Here is a 19,247-nt window from a genome sequence, read left to right as displayed (position 1 = left end):
GCTGTCAAAGGGGAGGTTGTCGGTGGAAAAGCTGTTTCAGGAGGGGTTGGGCATCGCGGCGGGTTGTCTGACCACCGCGTCATATTTGCCGCAGGTGCTGCACACCTGGCGTTCGCGCTCCGTGTCGGACATCTCCCTGCGGATGTACGTTCTGCTCTGTTCCGGGGTGGCGCTCTGGCTCCTCTACGGGGTGGTCATCGACTCGATCGCGGTCATGGCCGCCAACGGCGTGAGCCTCGTGCTCACATTGGCCATCATGGCCATGAAAGTGCGCTTCGGGAGGGATCAGCGCACATCCGGCGATACTTAGTCCCCCGACTGCTCACGCACCCAGGCCGAGACGCTGTCGCGCGTAACGAGCACAGTTGAAAGCGCGGCTTCGTTCTCCCGGCAGAAATCTTCCAGCTTGCCGGCCCTGTCGATGATCTCAACGATCACGGGCATCTCGCCAGAAAGAACCAGGATCTTGGCCGTGTGGATCTGCTTGTGCCCGCCGTAGCCCATCATCCCGCGCAGCACGGTGGCTCCGGCCAGGCCAGACTCCGAGGCCCGGCGGACCAGATGCTCGTGGGTGGGCTTGCCTTCGTGGCGGTCGTTCTCGCCCATGTAGATGCGCAGCCGCTCAAGGGTGGTCCATTGCATCAGACGATCCTCCCGCTGGCCATGCCCAGGAAAAGGGCGGCGAACCCGGCGATGTTCTGGCCGAGCAGGTTCGCGGCCATGCGCAGAACCTGCCCGTCCGTACCGAACGCGGCGCTCTCGAAGATGTAGGTGGAGAAGGTGGTGAAGGCTCCCATGAAGCCCACCAGGACGATGAGCCGGGTTTCGGAGGAGAACAGGAACCTCTCCTCCGAGAGCACCCAGACCAGGCCGAACAGGAAGCACCCGAGCACGTTCACCGCCCAGGTGCCCCAGGAAAAGTCGGCCCCACAAATCCTCTGTACCGCGTTTGAAAGGAAAAAACGGGCTAGGGTTCCAGCCGCGCCCGCCAACGCGATATAGAGCAGTTTCCGGCCCATTTAGACGGTATCGGGTTTTTCCGGCTGCTGGCTCGGCGATGATTCGGATTCCACGATGTCGAACCCGACAACCTGATCCCCATTGTCCATGGCCACCAGGGTCACGCCCTGTGCCGCGCGTCCCACGTTGCGCACGGAGGCCACCGAGGTGCGGATGATCTTGTTGGCCGAAGTGAGCAGCAGGATGTCGTCCGTCTCGGAGACCGGGGCCGCCCCGATGACATGGCCGGTCTTGGCCGTGACCTTCATGTTGATCACGCCCTTGCCGCTGCGGCTCTGCAGGCGGTAGAGGTCCACGTCGGAGCGCTTGCCGTAGCCGTTGGCGGAAACGGTGAGCACCTGGTTGCGCTCGGGATCGCCGAAGACAACGCCCGAAGCCACGCGGTCCTTCCCGGCAAGGGCGATGCCCTTCACGCCGGTGGCGCTGCGGCCCATGGGCCTCACGTCGGCCACCCCGAAGCGGATGCCCTGCCCGTATTCGGTGGCCAGCAGGATCTCGGCGTTGTGGGGAACTTCCTTCACGTCCAGCAGCTCGTCGCCGTCGTTGAGGTTCACGGCCCGGATGCCGCCCACGCGAACGTTCTTGTACAGGTCCAGCGCGGTGCGCTTGACCATGCCCTTGCGGGTCACGAACAGGAAGAAGCGCTCGGGGGAGAATTCGCGGATAGTGATGGCCGTGGCCACGAACTCTTCCTTGTCCATGGGCAGCAGGTTGGCGATGTGCTGGCCCTTGGCCGTACGGGAGCCCTCGGGGATCTGGTGCACCTTGAGCTGGTGCATCTTGCCCAGGTTGGTGAAGAGCAGCAGGTACTGGTGGTTGGTGGTGATGGAGAAGCTCTGGATGAAGTCCTCGCCGGAGGTGTGCACCCCGGCGATGCCTTTGCCGCCCCGGCGCTGCTGCTGGTAGGTGTCCAGCGGGGTGCGCTTGATGTAGCCGCGGCGGGAGAGCGTGATGACCACGTTCTCGTCTGGGATGAGGTCCTCGATGTCGATGCCTTCGAGGCTCTCCAGCACCTGGGTGCGCCTGGGGGTGGCGTACTTTTCCTTGAGGTCCTTGATTTCGTCGCGGATGACGCCGCGCAGCACCTCGTCGTTCTCCAGGATGGAGCGCAGGTACTCGATGAGTTTGAGCAGCTCGGCGTATTCCTCAAGCAGCTTCTCGCGCTCCAGGTTGGTCAGGCGCTGCAGGCGCATGTCCAGAATAGCCTGGGACTGGCGCTCCGACAGGGAGAAGCGCTCCATGAGGCGCTCCTTGGCCTCGAGCGGCGTCTTGGAGGCCCGGATCAGGCGCACCACCTCGTCGATATTGTCCAGGGCGATGCGCAGGCCCTCGAGGATGTGGGCCCTCTCCTCGCTCTTTCGCAGGTCGAAGCGGGAGCGGCGCAGGATCACTTCCTTGCGGTGGTCCAGGAAGTGGATGAGCATCTGCTTGATGTTCAGAAGCGCCGGGCGGTTGCCCGCCACCACCAGCATGTTGATGCCGAAGCTGGTCTCCAGCGGGGTGAACTTGTAGAGGCTGTTGATCACGATGTCCGGGATTGTGCCGCGCTTGAGCTCCAGCACGACCCGGATGCCCTTGCGGTCGGACTCGTCGCGCAGGTCGGACACGCCGTCGATCTTCTTCTCGTTGATCAGCTGGGCGATCTTCTCCACCAGGGTGGATTTGTTCAGCGCGTAGGGAATCTCCCGGATGACCACCAGCTCGTGGCCCTTCTTCTGGGGCTCGATCTCCACGGTGCCGCGCATCTTGATGGAGCCGCGCCCCGTGCGGTAGGCGTCCAGCAGGCCCTGCCCGCCGTAGATGGAGGCCCCGGTGGGGAAGTCAGGCCCGTGGATGTAGGCGATGACTGAATCGACGGAGCAGTCCGGGGTGTCCACGATGTGCAGGAGCGCGTCGCAGAGCTCGCCCAGGTTGTGGGGCGGGATGTTGGTGGCCATGCCGACCGCGATGCCCGAGCTGCCGTTGAGCAGCAAGTTGGGCACCTTGGTGGGCAGCACCGAGGGCTCTTCCAGGGAGTTGTCGTAGTTGGGCCGGAAATCGACCGTCTCCTTCTCGATGTCCCCCAGGAACTCGCTCGTCAGGCGGGACATGCGCACTTCGGTGTAACGCATGGCCGCCGCGGCGTCGCCGTCGATGGAGCCGAAGTTGCCCTGCCCGTCCACCAGGGGGTCGCGCATGGAGAATTCCTGGGCCATGCGCACCAGGGCGTCGTAGACCGCGGAATCGCCGTGGGGGTGGTATTTACCGATGACGTCGCCCACGATGCGCGCGGACTTCTTGTACGGCCTGTTCCACCCGTTGGAGAGCTCGTGCATGGCGAAGAGGATGCGCCTGTGCACGGGCTTGAGGCCGTCGCGCACGTCCGGGATGGCGCGCCCCACGATGACCGAGAGGGAGTATTCGAGGTAGGACTTCTTGAGTTCTTCCTCGATGGAGATGTTCTTGTTGTCTTCAGCGTTCTGGTCGAGCACGTGATGCCTCGTATGGTGTTCGGTGCCGGAGGTTGAGAAAGAGGTCTGGGAGGGGCCTCCGGCGGCCAAAGGACGAAGTCCTGCTGCGCCCTTTGGAATCCCGTTTTAATAAAACAACGTTCTTTCGATCTTCTGGGCGCAGTCAGGGAAGCGAAAACCTAAAAGGGAGTCCAGAGGGCCGAAGGCCCTTTGGCCGCCGGAGGCTCCTCCCATCCCGTTCCGCCCCGCTCCGCCGTGCACACCCTAGATGTCGAGCTCCTTCACGGAGAGGGCGTTGCGTTCGATGAACTCGCGCCGCGGCTCCACCTTGTCGCCCATGAGGTCGGAGAAGATGTCGTCGGCTTCTACGGCGTCGTCGATGGAGACGCGCAGGAAGGTGCGCTTGTCCGGGTTCATGGTGGTCTCCCAGAGCTGCACCGGGTTCATCTCGCCCAGGCCCTTGTAGCGCTGGATGTTGATGCCCTTGTGGGCCTCGTCCAGCACGGTCTTGAGCAGCACGAACACTCCCTTCACGCTCTGGCTGGCTTCCTTGCGTGTGAGGGTGAATTCCTCGCCGCCCAGGGTCTGGCGCAGTTCGTTCAGGGTGTTCCAGCAGGCCCGGTAGACCCTGGAGGAGAAGAACTCCAGCGCCAGCCTGGTCTTGACGGCGTTGCGGTTCACGAACACGCACCAGGTGCGGCTCTCGCCCGCTTCGTCCTGCTCCACGTCGAGCGAAAGGGTGTACTCGCGCTCGGCCAGGAAGGCGCGCAGCGCGTCGATGCCCGCACCGTCGCCCGCGTCCTCGAAGTCGGAGGGCTGGATGCGGGTGGGGTGGTCCAGGAAGGCCCACAGCAGCGGCTCGGGGATGCCGTAGAGCTGCGCCTCGCCGAAACGGGTCTGCAGGAGCTGGATTTTGGCCAGGATCTCCTGCAGGGGGCCGTCGTTGAGCACGGCGCCGCTCTGGCAGGTCACGGAGAGATCCTCGGTGACGCGGGAGAGCAGGAACCCGGAGAGCTCCTTCTCGTCCTTGATGAAGCGCTCCCAGTCGCCCTTGTGCACGCGGTAGAGCGGGGGCTGGGCGATGTAGAGGTAGCCGCGCTCGATGAGCTCCTGGTACTGGCGGTAGAAGAAGGTCAGCAGCAGGGTGCGGATGTGCGCGCCGTCCACGTCGGCGTCGGTCATGATGACGATCTTGTGGTAGCGCAGCTTCTGCAGGTCCACCTCGTTCTCGCCGATGCCAGGGCCCATGGCGGTGATCAGGGCCCTGATCTCCTTGTTGCCGAGCATCTTGTCGAAGCGGGTCTTCTCCACGTTGAGGATCTTGCCACGCAGGGGCAGGATGGCCTGGAACTTGGGGTCGCGGCCCTGCTTGGCCGAACCGCCTGCCGAGTCGCCCTCGACGATGAACAGTTCGGAGAGCTCCGGGCTCTTGGACTGGCAGTCCGCCAGCTTGCCGGGCAGGGCGTTGTCCGAGAGGGCCCCCTTGCGGCGCACAAGATCCTTGGCCTTGCGCGCGGCCTCGCGGGCCCGGGCGGCGTCAACGCTCTTGTCGACGATGAGCTTGGCGTCCTTGGGGTTCTCTTCGAAGTAGGTGTTGAGCGCGTCGAACACCACCTTGGCCACCTGGCCCGCCACCTCGGAGTTGCCCAGCTTGGTCTTGGTCTGGCCCTCGAACTGCGGCTGGGGAATCTTCACGGAGAGCACGGCGGTGAGGCCTTCGCGCACGTCGTCGCCGGTGAGCTTCTGCTTGAGCTTCTTGATGAGCCCGGATTTCTCGACGTAGACGTTGATGGCCCTCGTCAGCGCGGTCTTGAAGCCCGCCAGGTGGGTGCCGCCCTCCTGGGTGCGGATGTTGTTGACGAAGGTGAGCATCTGCTCCTTGTAGCCCGCGTTGTACTGCAGGGCGAAGTCCACCATGGTGGAGTCCACGGTGGCGCTGCCGGAGATGAGCTCGTGGATGGCCATTTCGCCGGAGTTGAGGTCCTTCACGAAGCGGCGGATGCCGCCCTCGTAATGGAAAACCTGGGCCTCCTCCTGGGTGCGCTCGTCCTTGAATTCGATGGTCAGGCCGGAGTTGAGGTAGGCCAGCTCCTCGAAGCGCTTGGACAGGGTGGCGAAATTGAAATCGGCGGTCTCGAAGATCTCCTCGTCGGGCAGGAAGCGCACGGTGGTGCCGGTTCCCTCGGCCTCGCCCAGCTTCTCCACCTGGGTCACGGGCACGCCGCGCTCGTAGCGCTGGCGGTAGCGGAAGCCTCCGCGCTTGATCAGAACCTCGAGGTGCTCGGACAGGGCGTTCACGCAGGAGACGCCAACGCCGTGCAGGCCGCCGGAGACCTTGTAGGCGTCGTTGTCGAACTTGCCGCCCGCGTGCAGCACGGTCATGACCACTTCGACGGCCGGGCGGTTCTCCTTGGGGTGCATGTCCACGGGGATGCCGCGGCCGTTATCGGAGACGGTGACCGAGTTGTCCTGGTGGATGACCACCCGGATGCGGTCGCAATAGCCGGCCATGGCCTCGTCGATGGAGTTGTCCATGACCTCGTACACGAGGTGGTGCAGGCCACGGATGTCCGTGGAGCCTATGTACATGGCGGGGCGCTTGCGTACCGCGGAGAGCCCCTCCAGGACGGTTATGGATGCGGCGTCGTACGTTTGACCGGAAGGCTGGGAAGGCTGGTTCATGCAGAGGCTTCCTCGCTGTAGTACGTCTCCTCCACGATCTTCATGGGCATGATGATGACCAGGTAGTCCGCGTCGTCCTCCCCGGTGATGCCGCAGGGCCCTTCCGCCCCGGTGAGCGTGAAGCGCACCTTGGGGGAGTGGAAGTGTCCCAGGATTTCCAGGAGGTCGCGTGTGGGGAAGGCGATCTTCTTGAGCTCGCCGGCGAACCCTGCCTCCATGGACTCGGTGGCCGCGCCGGTGTCGTTGCCCTGCGATTGCAGGGTCAGCTGGCCGGGGGTCTCGAGCTGGAAGTAGGTGCAGCGGTTGTTATCGGTGTTGAAGATGGAAATACGGTCCAGGGCCTCGGAGAGCGCGCCCTTCTCGGCCTGCAGCTCGGAGACGCCCGGGGTGGAGAGCTTGCCAACGAAGCTCTTGTAGTCGGGGTACTGGAAGTAGGAGAGCGGCAGGCTGAAGGTCTCCCGCTGGTCCTGCGTGCGGAAGAACAGGCGCTTCTGGCTGATGGCCAGCTCGATCTCGTCGGCCGTGAGCCACTTCTTGAGCTCCAGCACGTACTTCTTCTGGATGAGCACGCCCTCGGGCGGCAGCATGCCGCGCACGTCGTCGTTGACGAAGCCGCACATGGCGAACTGGTGGCCGTTCAGGCCGCAGACCTCCACCTTTTCATCCACGGCGCGCATGTACATGCAGGCCATGGCCTCCATGGTGTCCTCGTCGGAGACGCAGAAGAAGACGCGGTCGATCAGTTCCTGCAGGAAGTCGCCCGACCACATCACGTGCTCGCCCTGGGGGAACTCGGCGAAGGGCTGGAACCAGCTCTTCTCGCTGGTGGGCAGCTTGTAGTTGCGCCCGGACTGGCTGACCAGCAGGGTCTGGCCGGTGGGGTCGAGCTTGAGCTGGATCTCGCCGCCCGGCAGCTTGCGCACCAGATCGAAGAAGGAGCGGCCTTGCACGCCGCACAGCCCCTGCTCCACCACCTCGGCGCGGTAGGAGCCGACGAACTCGAGCGAGGAATCTGTGGACATGATCCGCAAGGCGCCGTTCTCGGCTGAGAGCCAGATGGTGCGCAGGAAGGCCGCACCGGTCTTGGCGGGGATGATGTTGGCGGATTTCTGCAGGCCTTCGATAATATCGGTTCTGGTGACCTTGACGAACATTGGGGTCATCTCCTTGGGCGGCTATGGTCGGGAATTGTCTGGATCATAGTTGGGGCAAGCGGGAGTATACGGAAAAAAAACCAAAGCACAATGCCCTTGTGGATCAAGTAATGGTGCGGGTTTGCGGGCCGCACGCCCAGCCCGTCGCGATGACCCGCCCCGGCCCCAGCGGACCGCCCTCCCCGGCCCCGGAAACGGGAGCGCGGAGCCTTTTCAGGAACTCTCCGGGCCGGAGGCATGTCATAAACAACACGACGTTTTCACCAGGGCTTAGGCCCTGGAAAGGCCGTATAAAACGCTCCCTCATGGGCCTCGGTCAGGTCCTGGGTTCCATGGCGGATTGCCCGGCTAGGGTCGCTGCGGGAGATCCAAACCGACAACGTACCCGTCGGAGGACTGAAGGCACCTTGCCAGGCTGGAATGGCTGCCCCCCTCTTGATTTTCCCACTCCTTCCAGGCGCTTGTATGAATTCCTCAACAGGAGCTCGCCCTCCCCGCCTACGGACAAGAGACCGCAGGGCTTCTTCTGGAACTTGCCAGCCCTGGTGAATGCCCTGCCCTGCGTCCGGCCAGCCTGCGCGGGCCGCATCCGATCTTGGGGTGTCTATTCGAGCAATCCGTGCCGGGTTCCGGTCTGACCGTCCCACGGGAAAGGAACAGGGATTCCTTCTTACGACTCAAGGAGATTTGAAAAAATTAGTTGCTTTTGTAGAGGGGTCGCACTTGTTCGAAAACACTCCAACATAACGAAATAATGCAGCAAAAAAAGGAATGTTCTGGTGCGCGAAAGGAACCGTCCTGCATCTTTCGACGCCAGAAGCCCGCTCAGGCGTTGGTTTGCTGACAGCTTTTCCGCAGCGTGTTGACCAGATTTTTCATATCGTTACTATCGTTTTGTAATTTATGTATTTTTTTGACGCCGTAGAGCACCGTGGAGTGATCCTTCCCGCCGAAGAGTTTGCCCAGGGCCGGGTAGGAGAGGCCCAGCTCCTCCCGGCAGAGCAGCATGGCGATCTGCCGGGCCAGGACCAGATCCTTGGTGCGCCTGGACCCGAGCAGGTCGCGCTTGTCCACCTTGAAGCGCTCGGCCACCAGCTCCAGGATGGAATCCGGGGTGGCCTTTGCCGCCTTTGCCGTCTTGGAGCGGCCCAGGATGTTTTCGAAGATCGCGTCCGATATGTCGCGCTTCAACAGCTCGCGGAAGGCCTGGAATTTGTTGAGCACCCCGAGCAGGCTGCGGAAGTCCCGGTGGCTCTGGGCCAGGGTGAGCATCTGGGATTTGCTCAGCTGGAGCTGCTTCTTCTGGCAGCGGTCCTGGACGTACTTCATGCGCACGTCCAGGTCGGGCGGAGCCAGCTGCACCATGAGCCCGCTCTCGAGGCGGGTGCGCAGCTCAGCGGGCATTCCACCGCAGGCGGCCAGGGGGGCCGCCGTGGTGAAGACCATGAGGCTCCTGTCGTTGGTGAAGGCGTTGAACAGGCTCAGAAGCTCCGAAGCCAGCAGGGGGTAGTCCTCCAGGCGGTGCAGGTCGTCCAGGAAGAAGGCCCGGCAGGAGGCAAGCGCGGAGCGCACGCTCTGCCCTTGCCTGTGGCCGGAGGTGTACAGTTCGGCCAACTCGTCCATATCGCCCACGAAAATGAGCTTCTTGTCCACGGCCTTGCTCACCTCGTTGGCCATGCAGCGCATGAGGTGGGTCTTGCCCGTGCCGGGTTCGCCCTGGATGATGAGCGGGTTGAACTTGGCTTCGCGGGTCCGGGAGATGTCCTTGGCGGAGGCCAGGGGGAACAGGTTCTTGTGGTTGGTGAAGAACTGCTCGAAAGTGTATTCGTGGCCGAAGGGGAAATCCACGCTGACGGGCTGGGGCCTGGGCATGGAGGCGTCCAGCGCCTGGTCCCTGGTACGGCTGCGGTAGCGCAGCACGCAGCCCTGGCCCATGAGCAGGCCGAGCTGCTTCTCGAAGTGTTCCTTGACGCGTGCGTCGAACCACTGGGCGAAATAGGCGTGGGGGAACTCCACCACCACTTCGGAGGAGTCCTTGTCGTGCAGCAGTTCCAAGGGGTCGAACCAGCGCTGGAGGTCGGCCTCGGTGACAAACTGCGAAAGATGGCTGCGGAGCGTGTTCTTGAGCACGGGCGTACCGGGGGAGCGGCGTTGGGGACGCCTAGGCCCTAGTCCAATCCCGGCCGGACCGCAACATCCGGCGGGCGGACGCCCGGTGGCCATTGCCAAGCGTCGCGATTTTGGACATGATCCCCCCTCATTTTAAGATTCCAATGGAGGCAAGCGGCATGGCCCAGCCTACGAAAACCATAGCGGAGATCAACCAGCGCATCAAAAAGGGAAAAGCCGTCATCCTCACGGCCGAGGAGATGGTGGACCTGGTGCGCTCCAAAGGCAAGACCGCGGCGGCCAAGGAAGTGGACGTGGTGACCACGGGCACCTTCTCGCCCATGTGCTCCTCGGGAATGCTCTTCAACTTCGGGCAGGAGCCCCCGGTGATCAAGGCCTCGCAGGTGTGGCTCAACGACGTGCCCTGCTATGCGGGCCTGGCCGCCGTGGACGCCTACCTGGGCTGCACCGAGCCCCGCGCGGACGACCCCCTGAACAAGGTCCACCCCGGGCGCTTCACCTACGGCGGCGGCCACGTCATCGAGGACCTGCTGCGCGGCAAGGCCGTGCGCCTCAAGGCCCTGGCCTACGGCACGGACTGCTATCCCAGGCGCGAGCTGGACAAGTCCGTCACCCTGGCGGACCTCAAGTACGCCCAGCTGCTCAACCCCCGCAACTGCTACCAGAGCTACAACGTGGCCGTGAACACGGGCAGCGCCGTGGCCTACACCTACATGGGCCCGCTCAAGCCCGGCATGCGCAACGCCAACTACGCCACCGCGGGCCAGCTCTCGCCCCTGTTCAACGACCCCTACCTGCGCACCATAGGCCTGGGCACCAAGATCTGGATGGGCGGCGGCACGGGCTGGGTGATCGGCGCGGGCACGCAGCACAACCCCAAGCCCGCGCGCAACGAGCGGGGCATCCCGCTGACCGCCTCGGGCACCCTGATGCTCAAGGGCGACATGAAGGCGGGCATGGACGCCAAGTGGGTGCGCGGCGTCTCCATCCTGGGCTACGGCTGCTCGCTCTCGGTGGGCGTGGGCATCCCCATCCCCATCCTGGACGAGGACATGGCCTTCTTCACCGGCGTCAGCGACGCGGACATCACCATGCCCGTGCGCGACTACGGGCACGATTACCAGGCCGGCATCAACAACGTGCTGGCCCAGCCCACCTTCGAGGAGCTCAAGAGCGGCGAGATCAAGGTCAACGATCAGACCGTGCGCACCGTGCCCCTGACCAGCTACGCCCTCTCCCTGGAGATCGCCGAGCTGCTCAAGGCCAAGATCGAGCGCGGCGAGTTTATGCTGACCGAAGCGCAGGAGCGCATCGTCTCCGAGTAGCCGCCTCATCTCAGCAATCAATAAAAGCTCCCCGTGCATCGGCGCGGGGAGCTTTTTGTTTCAGATCTGCCTCCGCTGGCACCTGCTATAGGCTTCGCTCTCACGGCGAAGGAGCAATCATCGAGCCCTTTACTTCCATCCAGGAGATAACCATATATAAGAAAAAGTGGCCTTACCAATCGTTCGTCACAACAGTTCAGAGGTTATTCATGGCTGTGAATCGTCGCATGTTCGTCGCCGGGGCCTGCTGTGCGGGCGCCGCGCTGGTGGCGGGCATATCCCTGAAAGCCTCGCCCCCCGCCGCCCCGCCGCCCGGAGCGGACGCGCCGGGCTTCGCCCGGGAGCGTTTCCTGTCCCACTGGAACTGCACGCAGGCGGTGCTGGAGGCCCTTGGCCCTTCCGCCGGGCTGACCCCGGAGGCGGTCACACGCGTCACCACCCCCTTCGCGGCGGGCATGTGGAGCGGGTTGACCTGCGGGGCCGTGACCGGGGCCATGATGGCCCTGGGCATGCGCTACGGGCGCGACAGCGACGGGGCCTCGCCCGAGGCGGTGAAGCTCAAGGTGCGGCAATTGGTGGCCGCCATGAAAGGCGAGTTCGGCGACCTGGACTGCTCCGCCCTGCTCGGCACCGACATGGCCACAGACGCGGGCGTCAAGGAGGCCGCCGCCAAGGGGCTGTTCAAGTCGAAATGTCCGCTGCTGGTGGAGGCCGCCGCAAGGGAGGCCCTCAAGCTGATGGCGTGACGGGGCCGGGGGTACGGATTCCGGGAGCGGCTGAGCCGACGGCTGGCAGGCGGCTCCGCTCACCTGAGCTGGGCGAGCCAGACCGTATGGCGGCCGCAGGCCGGGTCCTCCACGATGTGAGCCACGAGCTCGAAACCGTTCTCGTCGAGCAGGGCGCGGTATTCGGATCCTGCCAGGCTGGCGTGGTAGAGCGGCTCGCCCTGGAAGGAGCCGATGGACTCCCCGTGCGACGGCCCGCTGGTGAACATGAGCGCAGCGCGCGGGGCCGCATGGTTTCTGAAAATGGGGAACATGCGGCGTTGATCGGCGTGGCGCAGGTGGAAAAAACTGTCCCAGGCCAGGATGCCGTGAAAGGCTCGGCCAAGGTCCAGCGAGCGCATATCCGCGACGAGCCAGGTCCCCTGCGGCAGGCTGCCCTGCGCCAGGGCAATCATTTCCGGGGCGGAATCCACCCCGGTCAGGCGGCAGCCGTGGTCGATCAGGTAGCGCCCGACGGGTTCGCCGGGTCCGCACCCGATGTCGAGCACGGTTGGGCTTTCGGGCAGGAGGCCGATGAACCGGTCCAGCCATGGGGTCTCGATCAGCCGGTCGCCACGGGCGTCCGCCCAGGCGCGGGCGTAGCGCCGGTACAATCCCACGATCCGGTCGGCTGCTGAAGGCATCCCGATCCGCTATCGCATACCCCGGGAGCGGGCAACCCGGTCCGGGAAGTTTCGGCAGCCCCTCCCCGGCGCAGTCCCGGTTCTGCGCGTCAGGAGGCATCTGCCCGACCCACTCTCGCCGTCTTGGTTGTTGACAGTGCGGCTGCTGTGGCATAGGGCCTCTTTTTCGAGTTCGCATCGCCCAGGAGGAATCATCATGGCCCACAAGAAGATCGAGCGCAAAAAAGAGCTGGACCGCCGCCGCAAACGCCGTGAGGAGCGCAACAAAGAGCGCATCCGCGAAGCCAAGGCCGCCAAGAAGTCCTAGCCCGCGCCTTTGCCATATTTGACAATGGCTCCGGGGATGCTTATCTCCGGTGCTGTTACGTTTTTGTTTTCCAAGGAGCTAACCATGCCTATCTACGAATACCGCTGCAACGAATGCCAGCAGACTTTCGAGGAGTGGCAGAGGGACTTCGCCGAAAGACAAGTGCCCTGCCCCGTCTGCGGGGCCAAGGCCGAAAGGCTTATCTCCAGCACGTCCTTCGTCCTGAAGGGGGGCGGCTGGTATGCGGATCTCTACTCCAAGCCGGGTGAAAAAAAAACTGAGGCGCCCGCGGGCGAACCCGCCCCTGCGGCCAAATCGGAGCCTTCGCCCTGCGCCGGCAGCTGCGGGGCGACCTGCGCAACCGGCAGCTGACGAATCGTGCTGGTCAGCAAGGCAGCTTCGGCTGCCTTGCCTGTTTATACGCCCCGCGAAAGCGGGCATACCCCCACCCCCCCACACATGATCGACCGCTACTCTCGCCCGGAAATGGCCCGCCTCTGGAGCCTGGAGAACAGGTTCCGCGTCTGGCTGGAAGTGGAAATCGCCGTCTGCGAAGCCTGGCACAGGCTGGGGCGCATCCCCGATGAGGACATGCGCGCCATCCGCGACAAGGCCGACATCAACGTGGACCGCATCCTCGAGATCGAGGAGCGCACCCGCCACGACGTCATCGCCTTCCTCACCTGCGTGGAGGAGATCGTGGGCCCCTCGGCCCGGTTCATCCACCTGGGCTGCACCAGCTCCGACATCGTGGACACGGCCAACGGCGTGCTGCTCAAGCGCGCGGGCGAGAAGATCCTGGAAGGGCTCGACCGCCTGCTTAGCGTGCTCAAGGAGATGGCCCACACCCACAAGGACAGGCTGTGCATGGGCCGCACCCACGGCATTCACGCCGAGCCCACCAGCTTCGGGCTGAAGATGGCCGGTTTCTACGCCGAGTTCTCCCGCCACAAGGAGCGCTTCGCGCGGGCCGTGCAGGGCGTGGCCATAGGCAAGATTTCGGGCGCGGTGGGCACCTACGCCTACGTGACCCCCGAGGTGGAGGCCATCACCTGCGAGCTGCTGGGCCTCGCGCCGGACCCCATCTCCACCCAGATCGTGCAGCGCGACAGGCACGCCGAGTACTTCACGGCCCTGGGCCTCCTGGGCGGCGGCATCGAGCGCATCTGCGTGGAGCTTCGGCACCTGCAGCGCACCGAGGTGCTTGAGGTCGAGGAGGGCTTCGGCAAGGGCCAGAAGGGCTCCTCGGCCATGCCCCACAAGAAGAACCCCATCTCGGCCGAGAACCTGGCCGGGCTCTCCCGCCTGCTGCGCACCAACGGCCTGGCCTCCATGGAGAACATGCCCCTGTGGCACGAGCGCGACATCTCGCACTCCTCGGTGGAGCGCGTGATCATGCCCGACTCCACCATCCTGGCGGACTACATGCTCTACCGCCTGGCCAACCTGCTCTCCAACCTGCGCATCATCCCCGAGAACATGGAGCGCAACCTCTGGGGCTCCTACGGGCTGTTCTTCTCCCAGGCGGTGCTCATCGCCCTGGTGGACGCGGGCATGGACAGGCAGGAGGCCTACGAGCTCACGCAGGGCGTGGCCATGCGCTGCTGGGCGGAAAAAAAGCTCTTTTCCGACGAAGTGCGCCGTGATAGGGCCATCGTCAACAAGTTGGGTGAAAACAAGCTCGACGAAATCTTCAATCCCGCGAATTTTCTCAAACAGGCCGATTTCATATTCAAAAGGGTGTTCGGATCGTGAAACAACGGCTCGCGCAACTGATTCTGGAAAAGTCTTACCGGGAGGGCGAGTTCGTCCTCACCTCCGGCCGCAAGAGCGACTACTACTTCGATTGCAAGCCCACCGCGCTGCACCCCGAAGGCTCGTTTCTGATCGGGTCCATCTTCTGCGACATGCTCGAATCGGTGGACGTCATGGGCGTTGGGGGCATGACCCTCGGCGCCGACCCCCTGGTCAGCTCCGTCACCGTGGTCTCCTGGATACGCAAGCGGCCCCTGCCCGGCTTCATCGTGCGCAAGCAGTCCAAGGGGCACGGCACCAACCAGTTCCTGGAAGGCCTGGCCAACTTCGCCCCCGGGCAGAAGGTGGCCATGCTCGAGGATGTGGTCACCACCGGGGGGACGCTGCTCAAGGCCTGCGAGCGCGTGCGCGACGCCGGCCTGGATATCGTGGCCGTGCTCACCGTGCTGGACCGTCAGGAAGGCGGCCGCGAGAACCTGGCCGCCGCCGGGTATGAGCTGCTTCCCATCTTCACCCGGGCGGACCTGGTGGCCGCCAAGGGGAGTTGAGGAACTTTCAGACCACCGTCTACTCAAGGAGGAGCAAGACCGTGGCCTTGCCACACGCACGTTCCATCACCTCCGGCTGCATCGCGGCGGCCCTGTTCCTGCTTACGCTTTCCGGCATCGCCATGGCCGACGACGGCTGGACCGTCGAACTCCGGGCCGACCCTTACGGTCCCGAGCGTTTCCTGGCGGTGGACAAGTCCTCCCAGACCTTCTGGTTCTTCGAACAGAAGAGCCCGCTGCAGCCCATGAAGCAGCTGCCCTGCACGACAGGGCAGGAGCCTGGCACCAAGTGGCGCGAGGGCGACCTCAAGACCCCCGAGGGCGTCTACTTCATCAAGCAGCGCATCAGCGGCGGCCTGGATTTCGGCCTCTACGGCGACCTGGCCTTCACGCTCAATTACCCCAACCCCATCGACATCATCAACAACCGCAAGGGGTCGGGCATCTGGATCCACGGCCGCGGCAGGCCCATCACCCCCAACGAGAGCCGGGGCTGCGTGGCGCTGAACAACGGCGACGTCAAGGATCTGGACCCCATGCTCACCAAGCGCGTCCTGCCCGTGGTCATCGCCAACTCGGTGCACTGGTCCAAGGACACCCCCGCCGCCAACAAGGACGCCCAGGAGGTGGTGGCCGCCACCCTGGAGTGGGCCAAGGCCTGGTCCCGCAAGACCGAGGATTTCTTCGCCTTCCACGACGCGGCCAAGTTCTCCATCGCCCAGGGCGAGCCCTTCGACGAGTTCCGCAGCCACAAGCGCCAGCTCTTCGCCAAGCTGCCCTGGATCCACGTGCTGCTCGACGACGTGCGTGCCGTGCAGGGCCCCGACTACTGGGTCACCTACTTCGGGCAGCTCTACCGCTCGCCCACGCTCAGCAGCGAGGGCATCAAGCGCCTCTACTGGCAGCGCAACGACAAGGGCCGCTTCGTCATCGTGGGCATGGACTACGACGAGGTGAGCCTGGGCCTGGAGGGCAAGTACCTGGCCCGCGTGCGCACCGACGTGACCACCCTCGTCGAGGCCTGGCGCCAGGCCTGGGAGCGCGGCAAGGTGTCGGATTACATGCAGTACTACGCCGACAACGCGGTCCAGGGCGACCGCAGGGGCAAATCCGCCATCCGCGAGCAGAAACAGCAGCTCTGGAACGGCAACAAGGCCCCCAGGAAGGTGGCCCTGCGCGACATGAAGATGAGCCTCACCCAGGACGGCGTGCAGGTGGAGTTCGTGCAGGAGTACGCCAGCAAGGACGGCAACTCGGACAAGGGCCGCAAGAAGCTGGTCCTTGGCCCGGTGGGCAACGGCTGGGCAATCCTCGAAGAGGACTGGAGCAAGATGTAGCATGGCCTCAAGCGGCAAGATCAACGTCATCTGGTTCCGCGACCAGGAACCGGCCAGGAGGCTCCGGCTGCGCGTGGGCTGGATCCGCGCCTTCACGTACCTCCTGGTGCTTCTGCTGTTGATCGCCGCCGGCGGGTTGTTTGGCGCGGCCGAGTTCTGGCGGCGCACCCAGGAAGTGCAGTCGGCCAAACGCGACGTGGAGAAGCGCCTCTCCGAGACGCTGCTCAAGCTGGAGCGCCTGCAGAACATCGAGAAGCTCCTGCAGACCTCGGACCCCACCGAGCTCGCCCAGTTGCTGGCGGGCCTGGGCATCGACAACAGCGCGGCCAGGAACCAGGCCGCCCAGGCCGCCCAGGCCGCGCAGCAGCCGGCCAAAGGCAAGGATCAGGCCAAGAACAGCCCCGCGCCCGCCGTGGAGAAGCCCGCTGGCTTCGACCTGGCGGACATCATGGGCCGCGTGGACCTCGGCCAGGTGGCCGTGGAGAACTTCCGCTCCAAGGCGGACGCCAAGGGCATCCAGGCGGGGTTCGACCTCTCCAACCTGATGCCCCAGCCCCAGGCGGGCGGCGGCCAATTGCTGGCCATCAGCCGCGACGGATCCGTCTTCCCCGTGCAGACCGGCAAGGACGAGCTGACCTTCAACATCCAGCGCTTCAAGCAGGTGTCCGTGCAGGCCGCCCTGCCCCAGGGACTGGACCCGTCACAGGTCTTCGGGTTCAGGCTGGTGCTCGCCAACGGTACGGGCAAAACAATCTTCAGCGAGACCTATCCCCTTGCTCAAACGCAGTAGCCTTGCGCTGATCTTCTCTCTGCTTCTCTGCACGCCGGTCTGGGCCGAGGTGGTCACCTTCTTCCCCGGCACCCAGTACGCGCTGGACGTGCACTTTCTGCGCGGCGAAAAGCCCGGCCCCACCGTGTTCGTCCAGGGCGGCATCCAGGGCGACGAGACGGGGGGCTTCCTCACGGCGCAGCTGCTCACCAGGGCCAAGGTGCGCAAGGGCACGGTCATCATCGTGCCCAGGGCCAACCCCCCCTCCATCCACGAGCGCAAGCGCGCCATCAACGTGGACCTCAACCGCCGCTTCGACCAGGACTACAACGAATTCTACGAGGACAGGCTCGCCCGCCTGATCCGCTTCCTGGTCTCCCAGAGCCAGGCGCTCATCCACCTGCACGAGGGCTCGGGCTTCTACAACCCGGTCCGCGTGTCGGACCTGCGCGGCCCCAACCGCTATGGGCAGTCCGTGATCATCGACGCCGTGGGCTACAAGAACGTGGCCAACCTGGAGCGCGCGGCCAGGCAGGTGCTGGCAAAGCTCAACGAGGGCGTCTCCCCCAAGGAGTACCAGTTCCAGATCTTCAACATGGACACCTTCAACGACCGCTCCAAATACCTGGAGCAGCGCAAGTCCCTCACCTACTACGCCCTCTCCCGCGTGGGCATCCCGGCCGTGGCCCTGGAGGTCAGCAAGAACATCACGGACCTTAACTGGAAGGTCTCGGCCCAGCTCAAGGGCACGGTGCTCTTCCTGCGCCAGTTCGGGGTCGAGGTGGACGCCCCGGAGCCCCGCCCGCAGGACCTCAAGGCCTACCCCCCGCGCGACCTGAAAATCCTGGTCAACGGCCGTGAGCTCGACTCGCGCAAGCCCGCCCTGAGCCTCGCCCCCGGCGCCACCCTGGATGTGCGCTGCGAGCCCTCGCAGGACCAGGCGGGCCTGAGCCCCGTCACCGCCGTGTTCGCCTCCGACCGGCCGGGCTTCAACCTGGCCAAGGCCCCGCGCCTGCCCCTGGCCCCCTTCCAGACCCTGGACGTGCGCTCCGACGGCCAGGTGCTGGCCAAGGCCACCCTGCAATGGACAGGCGCCTGGCCCGCGCCGGAGCAGTCCGGGCCGGCCAAGTTCGTGTGCTGGCTGGGCGGCAAGCTGGTGCACGTGCCCGCCGGCGGCACCATCCATGCCGTGCAGGGCGACCAGCTGGTGCTGGAGGGCGTGTGGGGCAGCAAGAAGGATGAGGTGCTCAACCTCAAGGGCTACGTAAGCCGCGTGGGCAAGAACGACGGGCAGGACGCCGGGCAGGAGATCATTCTGGACCCCAAGAGCTTCATCCCCAAGTTCCTGGTGCCCCAGCCGGGCGGCGACGTGACCTGCGAGGTGGTCCGCGAGACCCCCGGCCAGGCCAAGGACAAATTCACCATCGTGCTCAAGCCCCGCGTGGTGCACTCCCTCGTGCTCACCACCCAGGATGGCAGGAGCCTCACCGTGCCCTGGTCGCCGGACAAGCCGCTGCAGCTGGCCCCGGGCCGCTACACACTGGCCGACGTGCAGGGCAACGGCCCGGCCGCCATGGTCCAGGTATTCGCCTCCAACACGCCCGTGACCCTGGGCCAGAGCTTCACCGTGACCGAGAAGGACTCCATCGTGCTGCGGCAGGCCACCACCTTCGCGGACATGGGCGTCATGAAGCTCTCCACCAGGACCCTCTCCCAGGCTGACGCCGAACCCGACAGCGCCCGCCTGTACTAGGCCCAGCCCTCCGCCAACGGTACGGAGCGCGCCAGGCGGGCGCGGGTAGCCATCCGCCCGGGGGCGTGCTACCCACGGAAGCACACCCTGCCAAGGAGTCACCCATGGCCCCGGAATGGACCAAGCACGACGACACCACCCACTACATGAGCCTGGGCAAGGCCCTGCTGGTCACCGTGGTCTACGACAGGCTGACCCCGGCGGGCTGGAAGGTCCAGGTGGGACAGCGCAGCCTCAAGGACAAATTCGCCAGCCTGGAGGACGCCCAGAAGATCGCCCTCGCCTTCGCTGAGAAGGTCAGCGCGGCCATCCGGGCCGACCTGGACGCCCTCAAGCAGGGATAAAAGGCTGAAGGATGCCTCCGGCGGCCAGGGGCGCCGCCCCTGGACCCCGCGAGAGGGAGTTCCTCCCTCTCGACTCCCTTTTAAGCTTCGCGCCCGACAGCGATACCCCGTCCCAACACGTTCATCCCGCGAACCCTGTGGATACCAACCCGGATCGAAGTCTCTTGGAGAGACCTTGTTCCCCGTGCCCCGCCGTGAACCGCTTTGTCAGCCGTGTGGCCCTGCCCGCGCGGCGCATGACGATATTCTTCCGATATGTCGGCTT

At 64.9% G+C, this 19,247-nt stretch carries 17 protein-coding genes; 10 read left to right on the top strand and 7 right to left on the bottom strand.

What is annotated here, in order from left to right; translation table 11 throughout:
• The first annotated feature begins 22 nt into the window (after positions 1–22).
• On the top strand, positions 23–310 hold the full coding sequence (locus MLE18_RS13955) for a SemiSWEET family sugar transporter (RefSeq protein ID WP_243439416.1): 288 nt from the start codon (positions 23–25) through the stop codon (positions 308–310).
• Here the strand turns inward: MLE18_RS13955 and MLE18_RS13950 are convergent.
• The 6 genes from MLE18_RS13950 to MLE18_RS13925 form a co-directional block, all read right to left on the bottom strand.
• The gene (locus MLE18_RS13950) at positions 307–642 is read right to left on the bottom strand and encodes a DUF190 domain-containing protein (RefSeq protein WP_243439415.1); all 336 of its coding nucleotides are present in this window, start codon (positions 640–642) and stop codon (positions 307–309) included. The genes MLE18_RS13955 and MLE18_RS13950 overlap by 4 nt on opposite strands.
• Positions 642–1,019 carry a fluoride efflux transporter FluC gene (locus tag MLE18_RS13945; RefSeq protein ID WP_243439414.1) on the bottom strand — a complete coding sequence of 126 codons (378 nt, stop codon included), beginning with the start codon at positions 1,017–1,019 and terminating at the stop codon, positions 642–644. The genes MLE18_RS13950 and MLE18_RS13945 overlap by 1 nt, the downstream gene beginning before the upstream one ends.
• Positions 1,020–3,491, bottom strand: coding sequence for a DNA gyrase subunit A (gene gyrA / locus MLE18_RS13940; protein ID WP_243439413.1), 2,472 nt, complete (start codon positions 3,489–3,491; stop codon positions 1,020–1,022). It abuts the gene before it with no gap.
• A gap of 243 nt (positions 3,492–3,734) precedes the next feature.
• Positions 3,735–6,152, bottom strand: a complete 2,418-nt coding sequence (gyrB, locus tag MLE18_RS13935; protein ID WP_243439412.1) for a DNA topoisomerase (ATP-hydrolyzing) subunit B — start codon at positions 6,150–6,152, stop codon at positions 3,735–3,737.
• A complete protein-coding gene (gene dnaN / locus MLE18_RS13930; RefSeq protein WP_243439411.1) occupies positions 6,149–7,306 on the bottom strand; it encodes a DNA polymerase III subunit beta in 1,158 nt (385 codons plus the stop codon). Before dnaN ends, gyrB begins: the two co-directional genes overlap by 4 nt.
• Positions 7,307–8,131: 825 nt before the next feature.
• Positions 8,132–9,436: a helix-turn-helix domain-containing protein gene (locus MLE18_RS13925; protein ID WP_243439410.1), complete on the bottom strand. Its 1,305-nt coding sequence runs from the start codon at positions 9,434–9,436 to the stop codon at positions 8,132–8,134.
• 158 nt (positions 9,437–9,594) lie between these two features.
• Between MLE18_RS13925 and MLE18_RS13920 the strand changes: the two genes are divergently transcribed.
• Positions 9,595–10,761, top strand: coding sequence for a homocysteine biosynthesis protein (locus MLE18_RS13920; RefSeq protein ID WP_243439409.1), 1,167 nt, complete (start codon positions 9,595–9,597; stop codon positions 10,759–10,761).
• Between the two features lie 209 nt (positions 10,762–10,970).
• Positions 10,971–11,507 carry a C-GCAxxG-C-C family protein gene (locus MLE18_RS13915; protein WP_243439408.1) on the top strand — a complete coding sequence of 179 codons (537 nt, stop codon included), beginning with the start codon at positions 10,971–10,973 and terminating at the stop codon, positions 11,505–11,507.
• Positions 11,508–11,566: 59 nt separating this feature from the next.
• Here the strand turns inward: MLE18_RS13915 and MLE18_RS13910 are convergent, their stop codons facing one another.
• Positions 11,567–12,169, bottom strand: a complete 603-nt coding sequence (locus MLE18_RS13910; protein WP_243439407.1) for a class I SAM-dependent DNA methyltransferase — start codon at positions 12,167–12,169, stop codon at positions 11,567–11,569.
• A 391-nt stretch (positions 12,170–12,560) separates the two neighbouring features.
• Here MLE18_RS13910 and MLE18_RS13905 point away from each other — a divergent pair, with 391 nt between their 5' ends.
• The 7 genes from MLE18_RS13905 to MLE18_RS13875 all read left to right on the top strand — a co-directional run bounded on the left by MLE18_RS13905 (position 12,561) and on the right by MLE18_RS13875 (position 18,982).
• Positions 12,561–12,848, top strand: a complete 288-nt coding sequence (locus MLE18_RS13905; protein WP_243439406.1) for an FmdB family zinc ribbon protein — start codon at positions 12,561–12,563, stop codon at positions 12,846–12,848.
• Between the two features lie 87 nt (positions 12,849–12,935).
• Positions 12,936–14,231, top strand: a complete 1,296-nt coding sequence (purB, locus tag MLE18_RS13900; RefSeq protein ID WP_243439405.1) for an adenylosuccinate lyase — start codon at positions 12,936–12,938, stop codon at positions 14,229–14,231.
• Positions 14,228–14,779, top strand: coding sequence for an orotate phosphoribosyltransferase (pyrE, locus tag MLE18_RS13895; protein ID WP_243439404.1), 552 nt, complete (start codon positions 14,228–14,230; stop codon positions 14,777–14,779). Before purB ends, pyrE begins: the two co-directional genes overlap by 4 nt.
• A gap of 41 nt (positions 14,780–14,820) precedes the next feature.
• A complete protein-coding gene (locus MLE18_RS13890) occupies positions 14,821–16,116 on the top strand; it encodes a L,D-transpeptidase family protein (protein WP_243439403.1) in 1,296 nt (431 codons plus the stop codon).
• A gap of 1 nt (position 16,117) precedes the next feature.
• Complete coding sequence (locus MLE18_RS13885) at positions 16,118–16,906, top strand: hypothetical protein (RefSeq protein ID WP_243439402.1); 789 nt, start codon at positions 16,118–16,120, stop codon at positions 16,904–16,906.
• Positions 16,890–18,638 (top strand): M99 family carboxypeptidase catalytic domain-containing protein, encoded by a 1,749-nt coding sequence (locus MLE18_RS13880; protein ID WP_243439401.1) that lies wholly within the window; start codon positions 16,890–16,892, stop codon positions 18,636–18,638. Before MLE18_RS13885 ends, MLE18_RS13880 begins: the two co-directional genes overlap by 17 nt.
• A gap of 104 nt (positions 18,639–18,742) precedes the next feature.
• Entirely contained in the window at positions 18,743–18,982 is a 240-nt protein-coding gene (locus MLE18_RS13875; RefSeq protein ID WP_243439400.1) for a hypothetical protein, read from the top strand.
• Positions 18,983–19,247 lie beyond the last annotated feature (265 nt).

It is taken from the genome of Fundidesulfovibrio soli, assembly GCF_022808695.1.
Classification (GTDB): domain Bacteria; phylum Desulfobacterota; class Desulfovibrionia; order Desulfovibrionales; family Desulfovibrionaceae; genus Fundidesulfovibrio; species Fundidesulfovibrio soli.
The sequence above is the reverse complement of the archived record's forward strand: the minus strand, read 5'-3'. Positions and strand labels throughout refer to the sequence as shown.

Excerpts from the sequence above, each read along its gene's own strand:
- dnaN (WP_243439411.1), bottom strand. The coding sequence starts at position 7,306 with ATGTTCGTCAAGGTCACCAGAACCGATATTATCGAAGGCCTGCAGAAA.
- MLE18_RS13885 (WP_243439402.1), top strand. The coding sequence starts at position 16,118 with ATGGCCTCAAGCGGCAAGATCAACGTCATCTGGTTCCGCGACCAGGAA.
- purB (WP_243439405.1), top strand. The coding sequence starts at position 12,936 with ATGATCGACCGCTACTCTCGCCCGGAAATGGCCCGCCTCTGGAGCCTG.
- MLE18_RS13915 (WP_243439408.1), top strand. The coding sequence starts at position 10,971 with ATGGCTGTGAATCGTCGCATGTTCGTCGCCGGGGCCTGCTGTGCGGGC.
- gyrB (WP_243439412.1), bottom strand. The coding sequence starts at position 6,152 with ATGAACCAGCCTTCCCAGCCTTCCGGTCAAACGTACGACGCCGCATCC.
- MLE18_RS13945 (WP_243439414.1), bottom strand. The coding sequence starts at position 1,019 with ATGGGCCGGAAACTGCTCTATATCGCGTTGGCGGGCGCGGCTGGAACC.
- MLE18_RS13875 (WP_243439400.1), top strand. The coding sequence starts at position 18,743 with ATGGCCCCGGAATGGACCAAGCACGACGACACCACCCACTACATGAGC.
- MLE18_RS13905 (WP_243439406.1), top strand. The coding sequence starts at position 12,561 with ATGCCTATCTACGAATACCGCTGCAACGAATGCCAGCAGACTTTCGAG.
- MLE18_RS13950 (WP_243439415.1), bottom strand. The coding sequence starts at position 642 with ATGCAATGGACCACCCTTGAGCGGCTGCGCATCTACATGGGCGAGAAC.
- MLE18_RS13920 (WP_243439409.1), top strand. The coding sequence starts at position 9,595 with ATGGCCCAGCCTACGAAAACCATAGCGGAGATCAACCAGCGCATCAAA.
- MLE18_RS13910 (WP_243439407.1), bottom strand. The coding sequence starts at position 12,169 with ATGCCTTCAGCAGCCGACCGGATCGTGGGATTGTACCGGCGCTACGCC.